At 58.4% G+C, this 19,386-nt stretch carries 28 protein-coding genes; all 28 read left to right on the top strand.

From position 1 onward, the window contains the following. Nucleotides 1–43 precede the first annotated feature (43 nt). The gene (locus V2P20_RS03605; RefSeq protein WP_331816198.1) at nucleotides 44–604 is read left to right on the top strand and encodes a lysozyme; all 561 of its coding nucleotides are present in this window, start codon (nucleotides 44–46) and stop codon (nucleotides 602–604) included. Beyond that, entirely contained in the window at nucleotides 601–807 is a 207-nt protein-coding gene (locus V2P20_RS03610) for a hypothetical protein (protein ID WP_331816200.1), read from the top strand. The genes V2P20_RS03605 and V2P20_RS03610 overlap by 4 nt, the downstream gene beginning before the upstream one ends. Continuing rightward, on the top strand, nucleotides 804–980 hold the full coding sequence (locus tag V2P20_RS03615) for a hypothetical protein (protein ID WP_331816202.1): 177 nt from the start codon (nucleotides 804–806) through the stop codon (nucleotides 978–980). Before V2P20_RS03610 ends, V2P20_RS03615 begins: the two co-directional genes overlap by 4 nt. Beyond that, nucleotides 977–1,348, top strand: a complete 372-nt coding sequence (locus tag V2P20_RS03620; protein ID WP_331816204.1) for a hypothetical protein — start codon at nucleotides 977–979, stop codon at nucleotides 1,346–1,348. Before V2P20_RS03615 ends, V2P20_RS03620 begins: the two co-directional genes overlap by 4 nt. Continuing rightward, nucleotides 1,342–1,701, top strand: a complete 360-nt coding sequence (locus V2P20_RS03625) for a TraR/DksA C4-type zinc finger protein (RefSeq protein ID WP_331816206.1) — start codon at nucleotides 1,342–1,344, stop codon at nucleotides 1,699–1,701. The genes V2P20_RS03620 and V2P20_RS03625 overlap by 7 nt, the downstream gene beginning before the upstream one ends. After that, nucleotides 1,698–2,036 carry a hypothetical protein gene (locus tag V2P20_RS03630; protein ID WP_331816208.1) on the top strand — a complete coding sequence of 113 codons (339 nt, stop codon included), beginning with the start codon at nucleotides 1,698–1,700 and terminating at the stop codon, nucleotides 2,034–2,036. The genes V2P20_RS03625 and V2P20_RS03630 overlap by 4 nt, the downstream gene beginning before the upstream one ends. Continuing rightward, nucleotides 2,029–2,337, top strand: a complete 309-nt coding sequence (locus V2P20_RS03635) for a hypothetical protein (protein ID WP_331816210.1) — start codon at nucleotides 2,029–2,031, stop codon at nucleotides 2,335–2,337. The genes V2P20_RS03630 and V2P20_RS03635 overlap by 8 nt, the downstream gene beginning before the upstream one ends. Next, a complete protein-coding gene (locus tag V2P20_RS03640; RefSeq protein ID WP_331816212.1) occupies nucleotides 2,337–2,882 on the top strand; it encodes a phage protein Gp27 family protein in 546 nt (181 codons plus the stop codon). Before V2P20_RS03635 ends, V2P20_RS03640 begins: the two co-directional genes overlap by 1 nt. Next, nucleotides 2,875–4,296 carry a terminase family protein gene (locus tag V2P20_RS03645; RefSeq protein WP_331816214.1) on the top strand — a complete coding sequence of 474 codons (1,422 nt, stop codon included), beginning with the start codon at nucleotides 2,875–2,877 and terminating at the stop codon, nucleotides 4,294–4,296. The genes V2P20_RS03640 and V2P20_RS03645 overlap by 8 nt, the downstream gene beginning before the upstream one ends. A gap of 2 nt (nucleotides 4,297–4,298) precedes the next feature. Then, on the top strand, nucleotides 4,299–5,885 hold the full coding sequence (locus tag V2P20_RS03650; RefSeq protein WP_331816216.1) for a DUF935 domain-containing protein: 1,587 nt from the start codon (nucleotides 4,299–4,301) through the stop codon (nucleotides 5,883–5,885). Between the two features lie 21 nt (nucleotides 5,886–5,906). Next, nucleotides 5,907–6,260 carry a hypothetical protein gene (locus tag V2P20_RS03655; RefSeq protein WP_331816218.1) on the top strand — a complete coding sequence of 118 codons (354 nt, stop codon included), beginning with the start codon at nucleotides 5,907–5,909 and terminating at the stop codon, nucleotides 6,258–6,260. Nucleotides 6,261–6,285: 25 nt separating this feature from the next. After that, nucleotides 6,286–7,464 (top strand): hypothetical protein, encoded by a 1,179-nt coding sequence (locus V2P20_RS03660; protein ID WP_331816220.1) that lies wholly within the window; start codon nucleotides 6,286–6,288, stop codon nucleotides 7,462–7,464. 19 nt (nucleotides 7,465–7,483) lie between these two features. Beyond that, complete coding sequence (locus V2P20_RS03665; protein WP_331816222.1) at nucleotides 7,484–7,846, top strand: hypothetical protein; 363 nt, start codon at nucleotides 7,484–7,486, stop codon at nucleotides 7,844–7,846. A gap of 70 nt (nucleotides 7,847–7,916) precedes the next feature. Then, the gene (locus V2P20_RS03670) at nucleotides 7,917–9,182 is read left to right on the top strand and encodes a PBECR2 nuclease fold domain-containing protein (protein ID WP_331816224.1); all 1,266 of its coding nucleotides are present in this window, start codon (nucleotides 7,917–7,919) and stop codon (nucleotides 9,180–9,182) included. A 105-nt stretch (nucleotides 9,183–9,287) separates the two neighbouring features. Continuing rightward, the gene (locus tag V2P20_RS03675; protein WP_331816226.1) at nucleotides 9,288–9,737 is read left to right on the top strand and encodes a phage virion morphogenesis protein; all 450 of its coding nucleotides are present in this window, start codon (nucleotides 9,288–9,290) and stop codon (nucleotides 9,735–9,737) included. A 198-nt stretch (nucleotides 9,738–9,935) separates the two neighbouring features. Continuing rightward, nucleotides 9,936–11,027, top strand: a complete 1,092-nt coding sequence (locus V2P20_RS03680; RefSeq protein ID WP_331816228.1) for a phage protease — start codon at nucleotides 9,936–9,938, stop codon at nucleotides 11,025–11,027. After that, a complete protein-coding gene (locus tag V2P20_RS03685) occupies nucleotides 11,024–11,416 on the top strand; it encodes a hypothetical protein (protein WP_331816230.1) in 393 nt (130 codons plus the stop codon). The genes V2P20_RS03680 and V2P20_RS03685 overlap by 4 nt, the downstream gene beginning before the upstream one ends. A 9-nt stretch (nucleotides 11,417–11,425) precedes the next feature. Next, entirely contained in the window at nucleotides 11,426–12,472 is a 1,047-nt protein-coding gene (locus V2P20_RS03690) for a Mu-like prophage major head subunit gpT family protein (RefSeq protein WP_331816232.1), read from the top strand. 12 nt (nucleotides 12,473–12,484) lie between these two features. Then, complete coding sequence (locus tag V2P20_RS03695) at nucleotides 12,485–12,697, top strand: hypothetical protein (protein WP_331816234.1); 213 nt, start codon at nucleotides 12,485–12,487, stop codon at nucleotides 12,695–12,697. A gap of 3 nt (nucleotides 12,698–12,700) precedes the next feature. After that, nucleotides 12,701–13,102, top strand: coding sequence for a DUF1320 domain-containing protein (locus tag V2P20_RS03700; RefSeq protein WP_331816236.1), 402 nt, complete (start codon nucleotides 12,701–12,703; stop codon nucleotides 13,100–13,102). Nucleotides 13,103–13,163: 61 nt separating this feature from the next. Then, complete coding sequence (locus V2P20_RS03705) at nucleotides 13,164–14,540, top strand: hypothetical protein (RefSeq protein WP_331816238.1); 1,377 nt, start codon at nucleotides 13,164–13,166, stop codon at nucleotides 14,538–14,540. Nucleotides 14,541–14,542: 2 nt separating this feature from the next. Then, nucleotides 14,543–15,883 (top strand): SGNH/GDSL hydrolase family protein, encoded by a 1,341-nt coding sequence (locus tag V2P20_RS03710; RefSeq protein WP_331816240.1) that lies wholly within the window; start codon nucleotides 14,543–14,545, stop codon nucleotides 15,881–15,883. A 15-nt stretch (nucleotides 15,884–15,898) separates the two neighbouring features. Next, nucleotides 15,899–16,336, top strand: coding sequence for a hypothetical protein (locus V2P20_RS03715; RefSeq protein ID WP_331816242.1), 438 nt, complete (start codon nucleotides 15,899–15,901; stop codon nucleotides 16,334–16,336). Between the two features lie 87 nt (nucleotides 16,337–16,423). Continuing rightward, nucleotides 16,424–17,011 carry a phage protein Gp37 gene (locus V2P20_RS03720; RefSeq protein WP_331816244.1) on the top strand — a complete coding sequence of 196 codons (588 nt, stop codon included), beginning with the start codon at nucleotides 16,424–16,426 and terminating at the stop codon, nucleotides 17,009–17,011. Nucleotides 17,012–17,021: 10 nt separating this feature from the next. Continuing rightward, entirely contained in the window at nucleotides 17,022–17,204 is a 183-nt protein-coding gene (locus tag V2P20_RS03725; protein ID WP_331816246.1) for a DUF2635 domain-containing protein, read from the top strand. Between the two features lie 3 nt (nucleotides 17,205–17,207). Then, nucleotides 17,208–18,689, top strand: coding sequence for a phage tail sheath C-terminal domain-containing protein (locus tag V2P20_RS03730; protein WP_331816248.1), 1,482 nt, complete (start codon nucleotides 17,208–17,210; stop codon nucleotides 18,687–18,689). A gap of 9 nt (nucleotides 18,690–18,698) precedes the next feature. After that, the gene (locus V2P20_RS03735) at nucleotides 18,699–19,049 is read left to right on the top strand and encodes a phage tail tube protein (RefSeq protein ID WP_331816250.1); all 351 of its coding nucleotides are present in this window, start codon (nucleotides 18,699–18,701) and stop codon (nucleotides 19,047–19,049) included. Nucleotide 19,050: 1 nt separating this feature from the next. Further along, nucleotides 19,051–19,314, top strand: a complete 264-nt coding sequence (locus V2P20_RS03740; protein ID WP_331816252.1) for a phage tail assembly protein — start codon at nucleotides 19,051–19,053, stop codon at nucleotides 19,312–19,314. The last annotated feature ends 72 nt before the right edge of the window (nucleotides 19,315–19,386 follow it).

Below are 19,386 nucleotides of genomic sequence, written 5' to 3' on the forward strand. Positions count from 1 at the left end.
TTTCCTATCCTGCCCCGCCGGGCCGGTTCTTATACTGGCCCGCATGAATACACAAAACCCCACTACCGTTTCAGCCGCCTGCACCGACCTGATTAAAGCGTCCGAAGCTTTGTATCTGGGCGCTTACCTGTGCCCATCCAACCTGCTGACCATCGGATGGGGCCACGTGATCGTGCCGAAATGGGACGCCAAGCTATTCCGGAACGTCTCGGCCGAGTCATTGGCCCGCATCAAGGCCGACTGCCAGCGCCGCCAGGTCATCAGCGCTGAAGCCAAAGCCCTGCTGCGCATCAATCCAGATCAGGCTCGGCAACTGCTGGACCGCGACATCGCCCAGACCGCGCTATTCCTGCGCTCCGTAACGCCGGTCGCGCTCACGCAGCATCAGTTCGATGCCCTGGTCTCGTTCATTTTCAACATCGGCCAGGGCAACTACGCACAATCGACCCTGCGCAAGAAGCTGCATGCCGGCGACACCGCCGGCGCTAGCGCCGAGTTTGACCGCTGGATCTACGGCACCGTGGACGGCAAAAAGGTCAAGCTGAACGGCTTAATCACCCGCCGCGCCGCTGAGCGCGCCCTATTCGAAGGAAACCCTCAATGACTACCGACGTAAATAAACTGCTGGCCAGACACCAGGCATTAGCCGAAGAACTGCACTATGAGCGCCACAGGGTCAACGCGTCGGCCGCGCGCGTGGATAACATCTGCGCCGAAGGCCGCGCCGTGCAATTCCAGCTGCTGCTGCACATGCCGTGCCGCGCATTCTTTAAATTGTTCAATATCAATCAGGAGGCGGCTTTATGAGCTGGGTCACGAAAACGGCCGGTTGGCTGGCAATCATTTATGGCGTGCTGGGCGGCATTACGGGCCTGATGGACCCGGCCGACGCCGGTATATTGGTGACGAACGGCATGGGCTATCTGGGCGTGGACCGCAAGTTCAAACGCTCGGGCCTGAACGGCACGGGCGGTCAATGATGTGGGCGACAATCGTTTTATACCTCGCCCCCGCCTTGGCCATTCTGGCCTTGATCGCCGTGGTGCTGGTCAACCGCAGCAAGGCGCAGCGCCTGGCACAGACCGTCGACACGCTACAGGCCGCCAATACGGCCGCCCAGGACCGAATCGCCCGGCGCCAGGCGCTGGATGCCGACCTGGAAACCCTGCACGAACGCCACCGCAAGGAAGACCTTTATGCCCAAACGCCTCGCCCTGATCGCGATGATTTTGACAATGACTGGCTGCCCGGCGCCGCGCCCGCCGATCCAGGCGCAGCCCCTGCCCCTGCCGGCCCGGCCGGTGCTGCCGGCGATCAAGGGCAGCGAGCTGGACTGCCTGAGTGGTGACGTCTACCGGCGCCTGGCCGAACGCCAGCGCCGGCTGCGCCAATATGCCGAAACCCTGGAAACCATTATTCGATCAACAAGGAACGACCATGAAAGGGCTCGAACCGCTGCTCAACCCGCTAGACCACATGAATGATGACGAGCAAATCGGCCATGCCGAGCAATTTCACACGGATCTGGCACTGTTGCAACACCGGCAGCGGCAGACATTCAACCTGAAGAACTACTCGCTCACGCACTGCGAAACCTGCGGCAACGAAATCCCGCAAGCGCGCCGGCAATCAATCCCCGGCGTCAACCTGTGCGTGAACTGCAAGGCCGCCGAGGAACGCCTGGAGAGACTGGGGCGATGAATTTAACAATTGATTTATGGCAGCTGATTGGCGTGCTGGGCGCTCTACTATCCGTAAGCATGACTGTGCTGCTAGGTCTCGCCAAGTTGTTGCTGACGCAGTTCGAAAAACGCCTAGATACCAAATTCGCGGCCCTGGAGCAAGGCGCAAAGAAGAGCGAGGCCGAATGGCAGCGCATTGAGCGCGATCTGATGACCATGCGATCAGAGCTTCCGCTTAACTATGTGCGCCGCGATGATTACATCCGAAACCAAACCATTATAGAGGCCAAGATTGACGGCTTGGCTGTCCGCATTGAAAACGCCCTATTGAAAGGAGAACGAAACCATGGCTGACCTGGAAAAAATCCGGCGCGAGTCGATCCGCTGGCAAATACTATTAACGCTCAACAACGCCAGGCCGATCGGCGCCTTCGAAAAGATTGTGCTGTCGGTGATCCAGTCGGAATACCCGGACGCCACGCAAAACGAAGTGCGGCGTGAGCTGGACTACCTGCACGACCGCGACCTGGTCAAGATCGACAAGCGCCCGGATGGTCGCTGGTTTGGCGAAATCGCCCGCTATGGCGTCGATATCGTCGAGTACACGCTACCGGTCGAGCCCGGCATCGCCAGACCTGAGAAGTATTTCAACTAATGCCAAAGCCATCACTGATCGATGGGCTGACGCCCGAACAGCGCGCCGCCTTTGAGCAGGAGCTGATCCGGCGCAATTTTACCGATTATGACGGCCTGGTCGATTGGTTGGCCGCCAATGGCTTCGAGATCAGCCGCAGTTCGGCTTATCGCCACGGTTCAAAGCTTAAGCGCAAGTTACAAGCCGTCAAAAACTCCACCGAGGCCGCGCGTCTGATCGCCGAGGCGGCGCCAGATGATGCCGACCTGCGCTCGGCTGCCGTCATTTCCCTGGTGCAGTCCGAGTTGTTCGACGTCATGGTCACGCTCCAGGATCTGGACGAGGCCGAACCCAGCGAGCGTGTCGGGCTGTTGAAAGAGGCCGCCAAGTCCGTGCTGGACATGACCAAGGCCAGCGTGCTGCAGAAGAAATGGAAACAGGAAATCGAGCATAAAATCCGTGAACAAGCCGCGCAGGCCGCAACCAGTGCGGCCAAAGCCGAGGGCGTATCTGAGCAAGGCATAGAGCGCATCCGCGAAGCGCTGGGCATGAATAACAATGGGTAACGCGAAGATCATTCCGGCCAATCCCGACGCGATTTTCCTGCCGTTCCAGGAACGCTGGATCAAGGACGATTCGCGCCTGAAGCTGATGGAAAAATCCCGCCAGATCGGCATCAGCTGGTCGACGGCCTACAAGGCCGATGAGCGTACAGCCATGGCGGGCCAGCGCTGGGACCAATGGGTTTCCAGCCGCGATGACTTGCAAGCCCGTCTGTTCATCGAAGACTGCAAGATGTTTGCGAAAATCCTGCAAATTGCCGCCCAGGATCTGGGCGAGAAGGTCATCGACGAAAAGGCCAAATTGACTGCCTACGTGCTGGAGTTCGCCTCCGGCAAGCGCATCCATAGCATGTCCAGCAATCCGGATGCGCAGGCCGGCAAGCGCGGCGGCCGCATCCTGGACGAGTTCGCGCTGCATCCCGATCCTCGCAAGCTGTGGTCGATTGCCTACCCTGGCATCACCTGGGGCGGCTCCATGGAGCTGATATCGACGCACCGCGGCAGCCACAACTTTTTCAATCAGTTGATCCGCGAGGTGCGCGAGCACGGCAATCCCAAAAAGATCAGCCTGCACCGGGTAACGCTCCAGGATGCGCTGGATCAGGGTTTTTTATACAAACTGCAACGCGCGCTGCCGGCCGACCACGAAGTGCAGGCCATGACCGAGGCCGACTATTTCGATTTCATCAAGTCCGGCTGCGCCGACGAAGAATCGTTCCTGCAGGAATACATGTGCGATCCGGCCGACGATGACGCGGCCTTCCTGGAATACGACCTGATCGCCAGCGCCGAATACCCCAGCGGCGAGCCTTGGGAAATCGAGCTGGATCAGGCCAAAGGCCGGGAATTGTACGGCGGGCTGGATATCGGTCGGCAAAAAGATTTGACGGTTTTGTGGATATTCGAACGGCTGGGCGATGTGCTGTATACCCGCAAGATCATCACGCTCAAGAAGATGAGCAAGCCGGATCAGGAAAAAGTGTTGTGGCCCTGGCTGGCAGTGTTGTCGCGCTGCTGCATCGATTACACCGGCCTGGGGATCGGCTGGGGCGACGATGCGCAAAAGCAGTTTGGTCAATACCGCATCGAGCTGGTGACGTTTTCCGCCTCCATAAAAGAAGCGCTGGCCTATCCGGTACGCGGCGCCCTGGAGGATCGCAAGCTGCGCATTCCATATGAGCCGGAGATACGCGCCGATCTGCGGGCGGTGACCAAGTCCGTTACGCCGTCCGGCAATATCCGGTTCACGGCCGAGCGCTCGGAAAACGGCCACGCCGACAGATTCTGGGCTTGTGCATTGGGTGTGCACGCCGGATCAACGCCGGCTTCGGTGATCGAATACACCCCCATCCCCAGCAAGAATGACCGCTATTGGGAAACAGACGATTTAGAGATTGAACGCGATGGAGCCTGGTAATCATGCACTTTTTAGACTGGTTTAAACAAAAGCTGACGGCGCAGGTCAAGGCCCGGCAGACCGACTCGCCGCAATCCGCCCTGCTGCACCGCGAGTTTGCTAATCACCCGTCCCGAGGGCTGACGCCGGCCCGGCTGGCCGCCATTCTGGCGGCCGCCGAGGCCGGCGACATGATCGCCCAGGCCGAGCTGTACATGGACATGCGCGAGAAAGACGCGCACATCGACGCCGAGATGCATAAGCGCGAAATGGCCATCAAGAAACTGGACTGGACGCTGGAGCCGCCGCGCAATGCCACGGCCCAGGAGGAAGCCAATACCCAGTCGCTCGAAGACTTGATCCGCGATGAGCTGGACATCGGCAGTATTCGCATGGACGCGCTGGATGCGATCGGCCACGGCTATGCCTGCCTGGAGCTGGGCTGGGGCCGCACGGCCCAGGGGCTCTGGTTCCCGAACCGGATCGAGCACCGGCCGCCGTCCTGGTTCACTTGCCCGCCCGACCAGCGCAACACCTTGCATCTGCGCGATTCTGGCGCCAGTTATGGCGTGCCGCTGCAGCCGTTCGGCTGGATCGTGCACCAGCACAAGTCCCGCGCCGGCTATATCGCCCGCACCGGCCTTTATCGCTCCCTGGTCTGGCCGTATCTGTACAAGAACTACTCGGTGCGCGACCTGGCTGAGTTTCTGGAAACCTACGGCCTGCCGATCCGTATCGGCAAATACCCGGCCACGGCCGGCGACAAGGAAAAGCGCGACCTGTTGCGCACGGTGCTGAGCATCGGCCACAACGCCGCCGGCATCATCCCGGACAGCATGCAGCTGGAGCTGGCGTCCATCACCGGCGGCGGCAACGGCGGCGCGGCTTTCTCGACCATGATCGACTGGTGCGAGGCCGCGCAATCGAAAGCCATTCTGGGCGGCACGCTGACCAGTTCCACGGGCGCCAACGGCAACCGCTCGTTGGGCGATGTCCATAATGAAGTACGCCTGGACATCCGCGACGACGACGCCACCCAACTCGACCAGACGCTGTCCGCGCACCTGGTTTATCCCATGGCCATGCTGAACGGGCTGTTCGCGGACAACCGCTGCCCGACTTTTGTCAGCGACACGCAGGAGCCGGACGACCTGGCCTTGTATGCCGATGCCCTGCCCAAGCTGGTGGGCGTCGGCGCCCGCATCCCGCTGCGCTACGTGAACCAGAAGCTGAAGATTCCTGAGCCCGAGGAAGGCGAGGAAATCCTGTCCACGGGTCCCAAGCCCATGCCGGCCGAGCCTGGCCAGCCAGCCGCGTCCCTGGCGGCCTTGGCCGGCGATACGGCGCCGTCCGTGTCATCGGCCGACCGCGACCCGACGTCCGTCGATAGCCAGACCGAACTGCTAGCCGCGTCAGCAAGTGCATCCGTCAAGGATTGGGTCGAGGCGATCTGTAAAAAGGTCGAGCAGGCCGACAGCCTGGAAGCGCTGCGCGATGAACTGCTGAGCAGTTACGGCGCCATGGACAGCGGCGAGCTGGTCAAGGTCATGCAGCTGGCGTTCGCGGCGGCCGAGCTGTCGGGGCGTTTTGATGTTGAGAACGGCCATTGATTTTTTAATGTAGGAGTATCCATGAAAAGCTTGAAACAGTTTATTGTTTTTTCCGGGCTGGCGCTGCTGTGGGCATCGCCCGCGCCGGCCACGCTGATCCGCGTGACGCCGACCAGCTGCAGCGGCACGATCACCACCGGCAACAGCGCCCAGACGCTGATCGCGGCCAACGCCGGCCGCATCGGCTTTGCGCTGCGCAATGTGAGCGCAGGATCGCTTTGGATTTCACGCACGGGCACGGCGACAGCCGATCATAATTCCCTGGAGATCAAGACCTACGAGATGTACGAATCGCCGGAACACGGGACACCCGTCGGTGCGATCAGCATTATCGGCGCCACGACAGGGCAGGCGTTTTACTGCGAGTCGTGGTAAATGCTGTCAAGAGAATGGTGACGATATGCCGCTAAAATATAGCAACAGCCCGTCTATTAATGATTCGATGTTTGCTAAGAGCGTCATCGCATTCGCTATTAGTTCGATTTTTGCAACGGGCGAAGCCGCTGCGCTGTATGAGCCTTGGGACTTGTCTACGCTCTTTAAGGATTCAATCGGTACGATCCCAGCCGTTGTCGACCAGGAGGTCGGGCTGATGCTCGATAAACGATACAGTACGGCTAACCTTATCATCAATGGATCATTTGATGTTGACGTTTCAGGTTGGACGCCAAGCACGGCAAATGTAACACCGACTTTGGATGCCGGCAGACTAAAAGTAAGCAATAGTGGTGCTGGATATGTTTATCAAGCCGTCACTGTTGTTCCGAACACCCCTTACGTTTTGTTTGGGAATTTCGTTTCTAAGACAAGCTCCGGTCGTATCCTGGTTGGCCCAACTATCGGCGGTTCAACCTACGGGTCAGTGGCAGCAACAGGCAATGCAGTAGTACCATTCATACCTACAGTAGAAACAATATACATCAGTCTTGGTGATGCAGCAGGCGCAGCAGGGGCAGTTAACATCTATGATAGTTTTAAACTGATACAAGGGGCACATCAATTCCAGAATACGACAGCAAGCAAGCCAATATTGCGACAAGACGCGAACGGATTTTACTATCTTGAGCATGACGGGCTTGATGATCAACTGACAACCGGCAATGTGTTCACCATTCAGAACGATTCGTTCATGGCGTTGGCGTATGCCTATAACGCCTCCAGTGGATCAGCAGGATTGTCAATTTTAGGATTACAAAAAGACGCACTTAACTATATGTATTTAGCTCAGCGTCCTGCAACGGCTCATATTTATAGTGTTGCTATAAGAGCGGCTAACTTTGGTCTACTTCCGTCGGGCGCGGCTGGAACAGTAGGATCTACTACCCCGAACACACCTATCGTAACTCATGCTCGCCTGATCAATGATCTTATTTATGTTGGTAAAAATAATGTAGAGCAGGCTCCCGGTAGTTTTTTGATGGGGGCCAATACGATAACTGCGGCGCCACTAAAGATAAACACAGGGTTGGCCATAGACCTTAGATTCTACGGCGGCCTGTACAGACAAAAAGATTTAACTCCAACAGAGCGCGCTAACGTCATCAGTTATTTTGCTCAACATGCTGGCGTAACAATCTAACTAAACAAGGCTGGAAATAATGCAAAAAGTAATTTTTATTGTAGAAGATGCGTTTGTAGCCAACGCGAGAGATATTACCCGCGTACTCGATCCAGACTCCGGTGGGGCCGAGACATTTCAAGTGCCGCTGTCATCTGACGGGCAACCGCCAGTTACACATTGGGCTGCCGGACTTGAACTCAGTGAAGGACTACTTACGATCTTAAAAACGTACACAGCCTCAGAATTTAAGGTTTATCTGGACAATCTGGCAGCAGAGCGAGGACGCGAGCCTATTGCCGAAGTAACGGCCTTTCCTGATCATATAAGAATTTACGATGACGGGCGCTCGCATTGGGAAGTGTTCGCCGTTGAAAGTTTGCAAAGAGTTATTTTGGATTAAGCGGCGGCCAGGTGGATGGAGAAGAGGCGTCGCATGATAACTGAAACAAGAAAAGCGAGACTGTAGTGAAATGCCGTTAAATCTCTCCCCCACTCAGCTCGCTTTTAACGCTCGAGGTGACGGCCGCTTCAACACGCCGTTCCAGGAACAGCTGGCCTTTTTTCAGCAGAAACTGAACCTGCCGACCGAGCATTACGACGACATCCTGAAGGCGGCGCACGACCGCGCGTTCGTCGTGGCCGGCGCCGCCAAGGCCGAGCTGCTGGCCGATCTGCGCACGGCCGTCGATCAGGCCATCGCCGACGGCAAGTCCATCCAATGGTTCCGGAAAGAGTTCAAGGCCATCGTACAGAAGCACGGCTGGGAGGGCTGGACCGGCAGCGATACCAAGGAAGGCCGCGACTGGCGCACGCGCGTGATCTACAAGACCAACCTGTCCGCCAGCTATGCCGCCGGCCGCTGGCAGCAGCTCAACGATCCCGATCTGCTGAAAAGCCGGCCCTATTGGAAATACGTGCACAACGACACGGTTGCCCACCCGCGCCCCCTGCATCAAAGCTGGTCCGGCCTGGTGCTGCCCCATGACGATCCGTGGTGGCAGACGCACTTCCCGCCCAACGGCTGGGGCTGCCGCTGCCGCGTCACGGCCGTGCGGGCTCGTGAATATGAAGGCGCCGAAGCGCCGGACGAAGGGGTTTATGTCAAGGAGGACCGCAACGGCGTCCGGCATGTATTGCCGAACGGCGTCGATTACGGCTGGGATTATGCGCCCGGTGCGGGACTTTCGCCGCGCAACCTGTCCGAGCAAGCCATGGACGCCTGGCGGGCCGCCAAGGCGGACGCCTGGGAGGTGCTGGCCGAGCGGACCTGGACAGATTACCAGCGGCCGGCCGTGGTGCCGATCGATGCCGCGGTCGCCGCGCCGGGTCCGCATCGGGAATCCAGAGCCGAGGTGGTCGCGGCACTGCGCCAGCTCTTCGGCGGCGACAGCAAGGTCTACAGTGTCGGCGGGGCTTTCAATTATCCGGTCATGATCGATGCGGCCGTGCTGGGCGAGCACATTGATCCGGCCCGCTCGCAATATTTGCCGATGCTGGCCGAATTGCTGAACGATCCGTTTGAAGTCTGGGCGATGTTCCAGCGCCACAAGGGCACGGGCAAAATCGAGATGCGGGTGCGCGTGATCAAGCGCATCGAGAACGGCGACAAGGAGGGGCTGCTGCTCATTGCCCAGGCCGGCAAAGGCCAGCTGGAAGGCTGGACCTTTGTGCCGACGCGGGACCTGAAATACATCAACAAACAGCGCAAAGGCGTACTGGTCTATGCCCGGCAATAAGGCCAGGGCCCTCGCTCCCGAACGCTCCGGGCGGGCTGATCGGCGGCGGTATCGAAGAGCGCTTCACCGCCGCCGACCCCGCCAAAATTATAGGACGATTCCGTCATGATTGAAATACATGTCGACAACCAGGCCGTGCTGGCGGCCCTGCAAAACCTGCTGCGCACGACCGGCAACCTGCGCCCCACGCTGATCGAGATCGGCGAGACCCTGACCGAATCGACCAAGCAGCGCTTCGGTTCGAAAACCGGGCCGGACGGGCAGGCCTGGGCCGGCAACAGCGACATCACGATCGAGCGTAAGGGCCGCGACCAGCCATTGACCGGCGAAACCGGCAATCTGAAGGACGAGATCCATGATAATCTGGTCGGGCCCGATACGCTGATCATCGGCAGCCCGATGGAATATGCAGCCCTGCAGCAATTCGGCGGCACTAAATCAGAATTTCCGCATTTGTGGGGCGACATTCCGGCCCGGCCGTTTTTGGGTATTTCCGACGCCGACCAGGACGCCATTCTGGCGATTATTGAAGATCAGCTCAGAAATGCGATTTAAGCCGTTTTTCTGGCTCAGCCGCAATAAGTGTACTCGCTTTGGTTTTTACCCCCGTTAAACCCGCGTTAAATTTTGTTTAAACGGGTTTTTCAATCGAAAGCCTAGCCAAAGTTTTCAAAAAACCGGCTTCACCGTCTAAACCGCCCTTACGAATCCTTTCCCATACGATCCCCGTTCATGAGGCCCTAGCATAGGGCCATGAGCAAACGACCGCACCCGACCATCGCCCTCTCCGCCCGGCTTATCGAGCTGGACGGCGCTGCGCCCACTGAATTCAGACTGCTACCCGTAGGACAGTTCAAGGCCAAGGACGGGCGCCCACAAGGCTTGCCCGGCTGGGTGATGAACGACGCCAACGCCGCTGCCATCCTGAGCGCTGCCAGCGCGCAGCAGGATAAGTTCCTGATCGACTACGACCACCAGACCCTGCACAGCAAGACCAACGGCCAGCCCGCCCCGGCGGCCGGCTGGTTCGGGCGCATGGAATGGCGGCCCGGCGACGGTCTGTTTGCCACCGATATCGAATGGACGGCCGCCGCCCGTGCGGCGATCGAAACCAAGGAATACCGATACATCAGCCCGGTTCTGAAGTACGACCCGAAAACCGGCGACGTCACCGGCGTGATCATGGCCGCCCTGGTCAATTATGCCGCGCTGGACGGACTGACCGATTTGGCCGCTGCGGCGGCGCTTCTCTTTTCATCAACACAGGACTCCGATATGGACGAACTCTTAGAACGATTGCGCTATCTGCTCAATCTGCCGATTACGGCGACCGCCGACGATATCGCCGCCGAGCTGGACAAACTGAAAGCCATGATCGCCCAGCCGGACGGCTCAACGGCCGGCTTGTCGGCGCTACTGGCGGCCAAGGACGGCGAGATCGCCGCCCTGTCGGCGCAAGTCGACACCGCAACCGCGACCCACCCCGACCCTGCGCTTTATGCCCCGATCGCTGTCGTCAACGAGATGCGCAGTCGCCTGGCCGCGCTGTCTGCAACGACCGTCGAAGACCAGGTGGCCAAGCTGATTGAGGATGGTGTGGCTAAGGGCAAGATCATCGGCGAGGCCGAAAAAGCCTGGGCGACCGCTCTGGGCAAAAAGGACATCGCGTCACTGCAAGGCTATCTGGACAGCGCCCAGCCGATCGCGGCCCTGGCCGGCATGCAAACCGTCGGCATGGAGCCGCTTAAAACGGGCAGCAGCTTGACGGATGATGAGCTGGCGGTATGCAGCGCCATTGGCGTCGACCCGGAAGAATACAAAAAAACCAAAGAGGCTAACTCATGACAGCATTAGCGAAAGACAGAAATACCCCCCAGCGTGAAGGCGACCAGTTCGTCTATGGCGTTGCGGCATCGACCAAGATCTATGCAGGCTCATTGGTCTGCGTCAATGCCTCGGGCTATGCGGTACCCGGTTCGGTGGCAACGACACTGAAGGTGGTCGGTCGGGCCGAGGAACAGGTCGACAACTCGGCCGGCGCCGATGGTGCGAAAACCATCACCGTGCGGCGCGGCACATTCAAGTTCGCCAACGCCGGCGATGTGACCATCGCGCATCTGGAAACCAATATCTACATCAACGACGACCAGACCGTCTCCAGCGTGTCGACCGGCAAATCGGTGGCGGGCAAGTGCGTCGGGGTCGATGCCGACGGCGTCTGGATCAAAATTTAAGGAAAAACTATGAAATCTATCAGAATCGCCCTCGGGGCTTTATTCGTCATGGTCTGGATGCTGGCCCTGGCCTTCTCTTTCCAGGGGTCGGCGGTCGCCGCGCCTGTCATGCTCGATGCCGGTGCGGTCATGCCGCTGGCCTTCGGCGGCATTCTCGTCAATGCCGGAACGATCAACACAATTTTCACCGGACTGAAAACGATCTTCAACAATGCGCTGAAGGCCAGCCCAGGCAATTGGCAGGCGACGGCTATGGAGATCTTATCCAATGGCAAAAGCGAGGATTACGCCTGGCTGAGCCGCTTCCCGATGATGCGCAAGTGGGTCGGCGAAAAGTCGGTCAAATCGCTGGAAGCCGGCAAATACACCGCCATCAACGAGGACTGGGAAACCACGATCGCAGTCAAGCGCAACGACATCGAGGACGACAGCCTCGGCATCTACAACGCCCAGGCGCAGATGGCCGGCGACAGCGCGTCCGAGTTGAACGATATTATCGTCGACAGTCTGAAAAACGGCGCGTTTACCAGTCTGGGGATCGACGGCCAGTATTTCTACGACACGGACCATTCCGTCAAAGGCGCTTCGGTATCGAACAAATTGACGACTGTGTTGAGCGCAGCCACACCAGCGGCAGCCGCCGCCGGCTATGGCGCCGCCAGAACGGCGATCATGAAGTTTACCGATGAAGAAGGCATGCCGCTCAGGCTGATGCCAGACACATTGGAAGTGCCGCCCGCTCTGGAAGCGATCGCTAAAAAACTGCTGGAGGCCGACAAGCTCGACGACAATAGCCCGAACCCTTACAAGGGCACGGCCAAGCTGATCGTCAATCCGGCGCTGACCTCCGATACCGCCTGGTTCCTGCATGTGACCAGCAAGGCCGTGAAGCCGTTCATCGTGCAGATGCGCAAGCGCCCGACCTTTGTCTCGCAGACAACGATGGAAAACGACGACGTGTTCATGAAGGCGGAGTACAAGTTCGGCGCCGAAGCACGCGCGACGGGTGTTTACGGTTTCTGGCAATTGTCTGTCGGCAGCACCGGTGCGGGCTAATAGGAGATAACCATGGCTGAAAAGACTAAACCCACAAAAACCGCATCGGCCATCCGGGTCAGAACCGCCCAGATCGGATTCCGCCGAGGCGGTCGTGAATGGACCGGTACTACGGAAGTGCTCATCAGCGAGTTCACGGAAGATCAGCTCGAACAGATCCGCAATGAGCCACTCTTGGTGGTCGAGGATATCGAGATCGGCCAGGAACCGGAAAAGGACGCCTAAGCTATGGCTTACTGCACGCAGCAAGACCTGATCGACGAGTTCGGCGAGGCCGAGCTGATCCAGCTGACCGATGAGGAAGGGCTAGGCGTGATAGGCACTGCTGCCGTCGAGAAAGCCATTGCGCGTGCAGACCGCAAGATCAATCGCTACCTGGCCGGCCGCAATGAGCTGCCGCTGGCCAGTGACGATGTGGTCGATCTGGCCTGCGATATCACCCGCTATTACCTGTATGCGAATCAGGTCACCGAACTCGTCAAGGAGCGGTTTCATGATGCCATTAAGGAACTGGAGAAGATGGCGGCGCGCAAGATCGCCGTCGTCGACACGGCCGGCACGGACGCGCCCGAAAGCGCGACGGTTGAGATGATATCCAGCGCCAGCGTGTTCGGCCGAGGCAATTATTGAAGGATTTAGGCCTGAATAATGGCCGCATGCATACCTATTTCAACGACAGATAAGCCCAACTATGACAGACAACGTAACCTTAAACGTAGGATCAGGCGGCGACACCATCGCGGCCGATGATATCGCCGGCGTCAAATTCCAGCGCGTCAAGTTGGTGCTGGGAAATGAAGGCGTTAATGATGGCGATGCCAGCAGCACCAACCGAGTCCCTGTCGCACTGGATACCGCAAGTCAGGATCTTCTTGGCGCACTGGCCGAAGCGGCGCCGGCCACCGACACGGCCTCCAGCGGCCTGAACGGCCGCTTGCAACGCATTGCGCAGCATCTGACGGCCACGATTGCCCTGTTCCCGGCCGCGTTGACCGCTGGCGGTAATTTCAAAGCGGCGATTCTGGAAGCCCTGCCCGCGGGTACGAATCTGCTGGGCAAGATCGGCATCGATCAAACCACGCCGGGCACGACTGATTCCGTCACTGTTAAAGCGGCTGACGGTATCGGCTCATTAACGGAAGCGGCGCCTGCTACCGATACCGCATCGAGCGGACTGAATGGCAGGCTGCAACGGATCGCGCAACGGCTGACATCATTGATCGCGCTATTTCCAGCAGCATTAACGGCGGGCGGCAATTTTAAAACGGCTATTCTCGAAGCTTTGCCAGCCGGAACTAATCTGATCGGCAAGGTGGGCATTGATCAGACGACGCCGGGAACGACTGATGCGGTAACTGTTAAGGCATTAGGCGGGATAGGCTCATTGACAGAGCCCGCTCCGGCGACTGATACGGCATCCAGCGGCTTAAATGGGCGCTTGCAAAGGATTGCTCAAAATATTACTTCTTTGATTGGCTTATTGCCTGCCGCGTTGACTGCGGGTGGTAATCTAAAGGCGGCGATTCTGGAGGCGTTGCCAGCCGGGACGAATCTGCTGGGCAAAATCAGCATTGACCAAACCACGACTGGCAGCACGAATGCCGTTTATTCATTGGAAACTTCAGATTTGATCGAAGTCGTCCTGTCTACCGATACCTTAATCTACGCCATCGGCGATGTTCTTGCAGACACTCAGCCGGTTGCCGGCGTGACTCGATTAAATGATGGCACGGCCATGCTGCAAAATCTCATCATTACCGATGCCGATGATCAAGGTCAGGCAATGGATATTGTCTTTTTGAAATCCAATGTATCTTTAGGCGCTGAAAATGCCGCTGTTTCCATTACTGACACAAATGCTAAAGAAATTGTCGGTATTGTTTCTGTTGCGGCAAACGATTTTATCGATCTAGTCGGTGTTCGAGTGGCACACGTTGCAGTTCCGGCCCCAATCATCCTTAAAGCGGCTGCTGGCACCACTACGGTGTATATAGCGGCCATATCTCGTGGCACTGGCACATACACAGCCACAGGTCTGTCTGTTAAATTGGGCTTGATTAGGGTTTAAGTATGCAGCAGCGACTTATAGCCATCGGGAAGAGAGGCAGTAAGACAACCCCCATAGACTACGCCACGTTTGCGCCTGGCATTGCCGGTATAAAAGATACCGGCAGAGCAGTTGATAAAACGTATTTTGGCGCTGGCGGGCGGACTACTTGGTGCGGCTACATTCGCGGCAGTGGCGCAATACTAAATGCTTTCAGTGGCTCGCAGGCTACTGGCGCTATCCTCGTGTCAGTTGATGATGGGCCGGAATACAGTGCGCCCTATCTCGGCAGCAACCAATATCAGCTATTTAAAAACCTTGCTGACAAAATCCATAAAGTGACTTTTCACTATGGTTCCGCGTATGGGACCGGCGGGTATTTGCTAAATTCTGGCACCGCGATAAAAGTTACCGGATCGAAGCCCTATGTCATCACCACAGGGCAGTTTTTAAATATGTTTGATGGTAATGGCTTTGTTGATTTTAGGGCTATATCAACGGCAACCTACGCAGGCTATACCCCCGCTATTATATCGAATGGGGAGCCCCGGTATTCTGAAGGTATGAGAATCAGGACAGACTCTTCGAAATTGCTGGTATTTTGCTATAACCGATATTTCTTTATTTCGGTAGATGGCGGAGATCCGATCCGATACGACAGAGGCCCCACTGCACCAACCGCAAGTTTTTACGAGGTGGCTTTGGATGGGCAGCTCCATACTTATAATATCTGGGCTAGGAACTCGGCATGGACCTCAAACGTGGGGGCGTTGTCCGTAGCCTATAACGGCACGCTTTATGATGTCGGTAATAAATACAAGCTGGATCAGTTTGGAGATTCCATCACAGAGGGGGCGGGCATAACCTCCGGCGCTCAAGCGGGTGAAGTCGATGTGCATGGAGCCGCAGCTTATTTCGGTAGGCTGGGTGGATCATTTGGATGGTCAGGTGAAAAAACAGGCGCATTAAAAACAAGACTGCCGACACTTTTACCAACTCTCGCTCCAACAGTCAACGATGTCGCTATTTTAGCAATAGGGCGAAATGACACGGGCGCCGGGTGGACGCCGCAAGTGGAGGCGGATTACTCTAACTGCATAGATCAGCTTATTGCGGTTTACGGCAAGGTAATTTGCAGAGGGATTATTCCGGGCGGATCGAATGCTCCTCCTCAGCCTATTATATGGACAGCAGAGAATGCCGCAATAGCAAATATCGTAGCGAGCAAAGCCGATGCGAATATCGTCTATGTGAATACGAATGAGTGGACTGATGTTGCAATGGCCGATGGAACTCACCCGAATGAAGTGGGCTATGCAACAATGAGAGAACACTGCAAAACCGCCTATGCACCGTATTTATAGTGATTAGGAGTCGACGTGTTATTACTGTTCGCTAATCTGCAATCATCGGCGCCGGTTATTCCGCCAGCCGCCAACACGCCACCCCTGCCGCATGGCGTTTACGGCGTTGCCAGCCTGACCAGTCGCCATAAATCGATTCAACATCAGGGCACCCGCCTTGAAGAAACCGTCTACCTCGGCCATGACAATACGATCGAACTCGTGTTATCGGTCGATGGCCAGGCGATCAACCGTACGCTCATCACCCGCCTGCAGCTGGCGATGGGCGCAACGGTATTGGACAGCGATACCGCGCCCGCCTTGTTCGACCTCACCCGTGCCGATCGGTTGGTCATGGAATTGGGCGGCGCTGGCCTGGCCGCCGGCCGTCATGCCGCCGCGTTGATTATTTACGACGCCGGTGACCCGAACGGCCTGGTCTGGGGCGACCTGGTCCTCGTCGTCAAACCGTAACCTCTCCTTTTTCAAATCCCGTGTTCAGGCACGGGTTACGAAACCGTTCCCATACGCCGCCCGCTGCAACCTGCCTACACTAAGGGCATGATTGCAGAACTGGAACTGGAAATAATCGACGCCATCAAGTCAGACCCGCTGGCCGCGCATCTGCGCGCGGTCGATGCGCTGCCCGACCTGGCTGACGAGACCGCGTTAAAAAGCATCGCCACGGCGGCACCGGCGGTCTATGCCGTGATCGGCGATTATCCGCTCAAGGACGGCCTGGCAACCGTCGGTTTCAATCTGCTGTGCCTGGCCCGCAATGCGCGCGGCGTCAACGCCTCCCGGCGTGGCGACGGCTCGACGATCGGCCTGTACCAGATCCTGGACGGGCTGACTCACTTGTTCACCAGCCTGGCCACTGAAAGCACGATCTGGAACCCTGTGGCGGTGCGCTTTCTGCGCAACGGCGCCTGGAAGGCGGCCGGCATCAGCGCCGCGACCTTGACGATCACGGGCGACATCATGCTCAAGCCGATCGACGAATCCGTGCTGGCCGATTTTGTCACCTTCCACGGCGACTATGACATCGATCCGCACCAGCCGGCCGCCGAGCATGCCAAATGGCTGGCAGAACCGGCCGATCATACGACCAGCGCCCCCGAACTGACCGATACCCTCACTTTACCTTAGGAGACCGCCGATGATATTAGGCCTACCCGTTACCCTCAAGCCTGTCGACGGCAGGCACCTGCGCAAGGAGAACGGCCAGATTCTGGCTGTCGGCGGCGAGACCGTCATCGCCACCAGCTACTGGCTGCGCCGTTTGAACGACGGCGATGTCGTGGAAGTGATTCCCGAAGAACCCAAACCCAAGGCGAAATAAGCTATGTCTGCAGATAATTTGTCATTTTTAACCATTCCGATCGACTGGCGGGTGCCCGGCGCCTACATCGAGATTGATCATACCAAAGCCGTGCGCGGCCTGCCGGTGATGAGCCACAAGATGCTGATCATCGGCCAGCGCCTGACGGCCGGCACGGTGGTGGCGGGCGTCCTGACCCGCGTCACGCGCAAGGAGGACGGCGTCAACTATTTCGGGCGCGGCTCGATGCTGGCGCAGCAGATCGAGGCGGCGCTGAAAGTCAACCCGTACACCGAATGCTACGCCCTGGCCCTCGATGATGCCGGCGCCGGCGTGGCCGCGACCCAGACCATTACCGTGACCGGCACGGCGACCGAGAGCGGCACCTTATACTTATATATAGGCGGTCGCCGGCTGACCGTGGCCGTCACGGCCAACGAGGCCGTAGCCGATATCGCAACCGCGATCGCGGCGGCGGTAACCGCCGATGCCGACGGCCCGGTCACGGCGACCAGCGCGCTGGGCGTCGCGACGCTGACGGCCCGTCATAAGGGCGTTGAGGGCAATGAGATCGACGTGCGCCTGAATTACTACACGGGCGAGTTCACGCCCAAGGGCATCACCGTAGCGATTGCGGCCGGCGTGACCGGCACCGGCAATCCGGATATCGCGAGCGCGATTACGGCCATGGCCAGTATGAACCCGTACACGATCCTGTCGGGACTGTCCGATGCGGCCAATATCGCAGCCCTGGAAACCGAGCTGGCCAGCCGCTGGGGCGGCATGGACATGCGCGCGGGGCACGTATTCGCGCACAAGAACGACACGTACGCCAACTTGGCCACGTTCGGCGCCGCCCGCAACAGCGCGCACAGCACGATCACGGGCCTGAAGGATTCGCCGACCCTGCCGTGGGTGATCGCGGCCCAGTTCGGGGCGGCCGTGGAATTCGCCGGCGCCAACGATCCGGCCCGGCCGTTCCGCTCGATCAGCCTGCCCAGCGTGCTGGCCCCGAAAGAGGCCGACAAATTTACCGACACCGAACGCAACCTGCTGATGCATGACGGCCTCAGTACGATCATTTTCGATCAGGGCGGCAATGCCATGGTCGAGCAGGTGCTGACCACCTACCAACAGAACAGTTTCGGCATGGAGGACGTCAGTCTGCTCAAGCTGAATACCAAGTGGACCGTGGACTATATGCGCTATGTGTTCCGCTTTGCCGTGCTGCGCGATTTTCCGCGCCATAAGCTGGCCGGCGACGACGTGCTGCCGCGTATCCAGCCCGGCCAGCCGATCGCCACGCCTAAGCTGATCCGCAATACCCTGATCGCGGCGGCGCAGGAGTTGGAGCGCGCAGGGCTGCTGGAGGATCTGGACCAGTTCATCAAAGATCTGGCCGTGGTGCGCTCGACCGCCGATGTCAACCGCGTCAACGCCATTCTGCCGCCCAACGTCGTCAATCAGTTCGACGTGTTCGCGGCGGCCGTGCAATTCATTTTATAAGGGGTTCGTATGTCTAAAGTTACCGGACGCGTTTTTGTCACCGTCGCCGGCACGCGCCTGGCATCCAAAGAGGGCGCCAAATTGATCATGGGCGGGTTCGATCGCGATCCCGTCATCGCCGACACGGGCGTCGTGGGGTATACCGAAAAGATCGTCGCCCCGGGCGTCGAGTGCACGATCGTGCATACGGCCGAGACCTCGCTGGAGGCGCTGCGCAATATCACCAACGCCAGCTTGTCCTTCGATACCGATACCGGTAAGAGCTTCGTGCTGTCCGGTGCCTGGTGCGCGAAGGCCGTGGAGCTGGAAAAAGGCGAAGTGAAATTGAACTTTGGCGCATTGGATTGCAAGGAGGTCTGAGATGGCGTTAATCCCACTGAAACACCCCCTCACCGTTAACGGCGAGCCGGTCGACTCGATCGAGATCCCGGAGCGCCTGAAGCTGAAGCATCTGCGGGCCATGGACCAGGAATCGGGCGAGATCGGCAAGATCGGCGCCTTGATCGGCGCGATGGCCAGTCTGCCGAGATCGGCCGTCGACGAGATCGACGCCGAAGACTTCGGCGCCATCGCGGACAAGTTGAACGGTTTTTTGGCACAGCTCCCGTCAATTGGCGGGATGTGATGGGCGATGTCGCCTACAGCTTCGGCTTCCCCCCGTCCGAGCTGTGGGCGTTATCGGTCGATGAATTGTTGT

Source organism: Methylobacter sp. Wu1, assembly GCF_036553575.1.
Taxonomy (GTDB): domain Bacteria; phylum Pseudomonadota; class Gammaproteobacteria; order Methylococcales; family Methylomonadaceae; genus Methylobacter.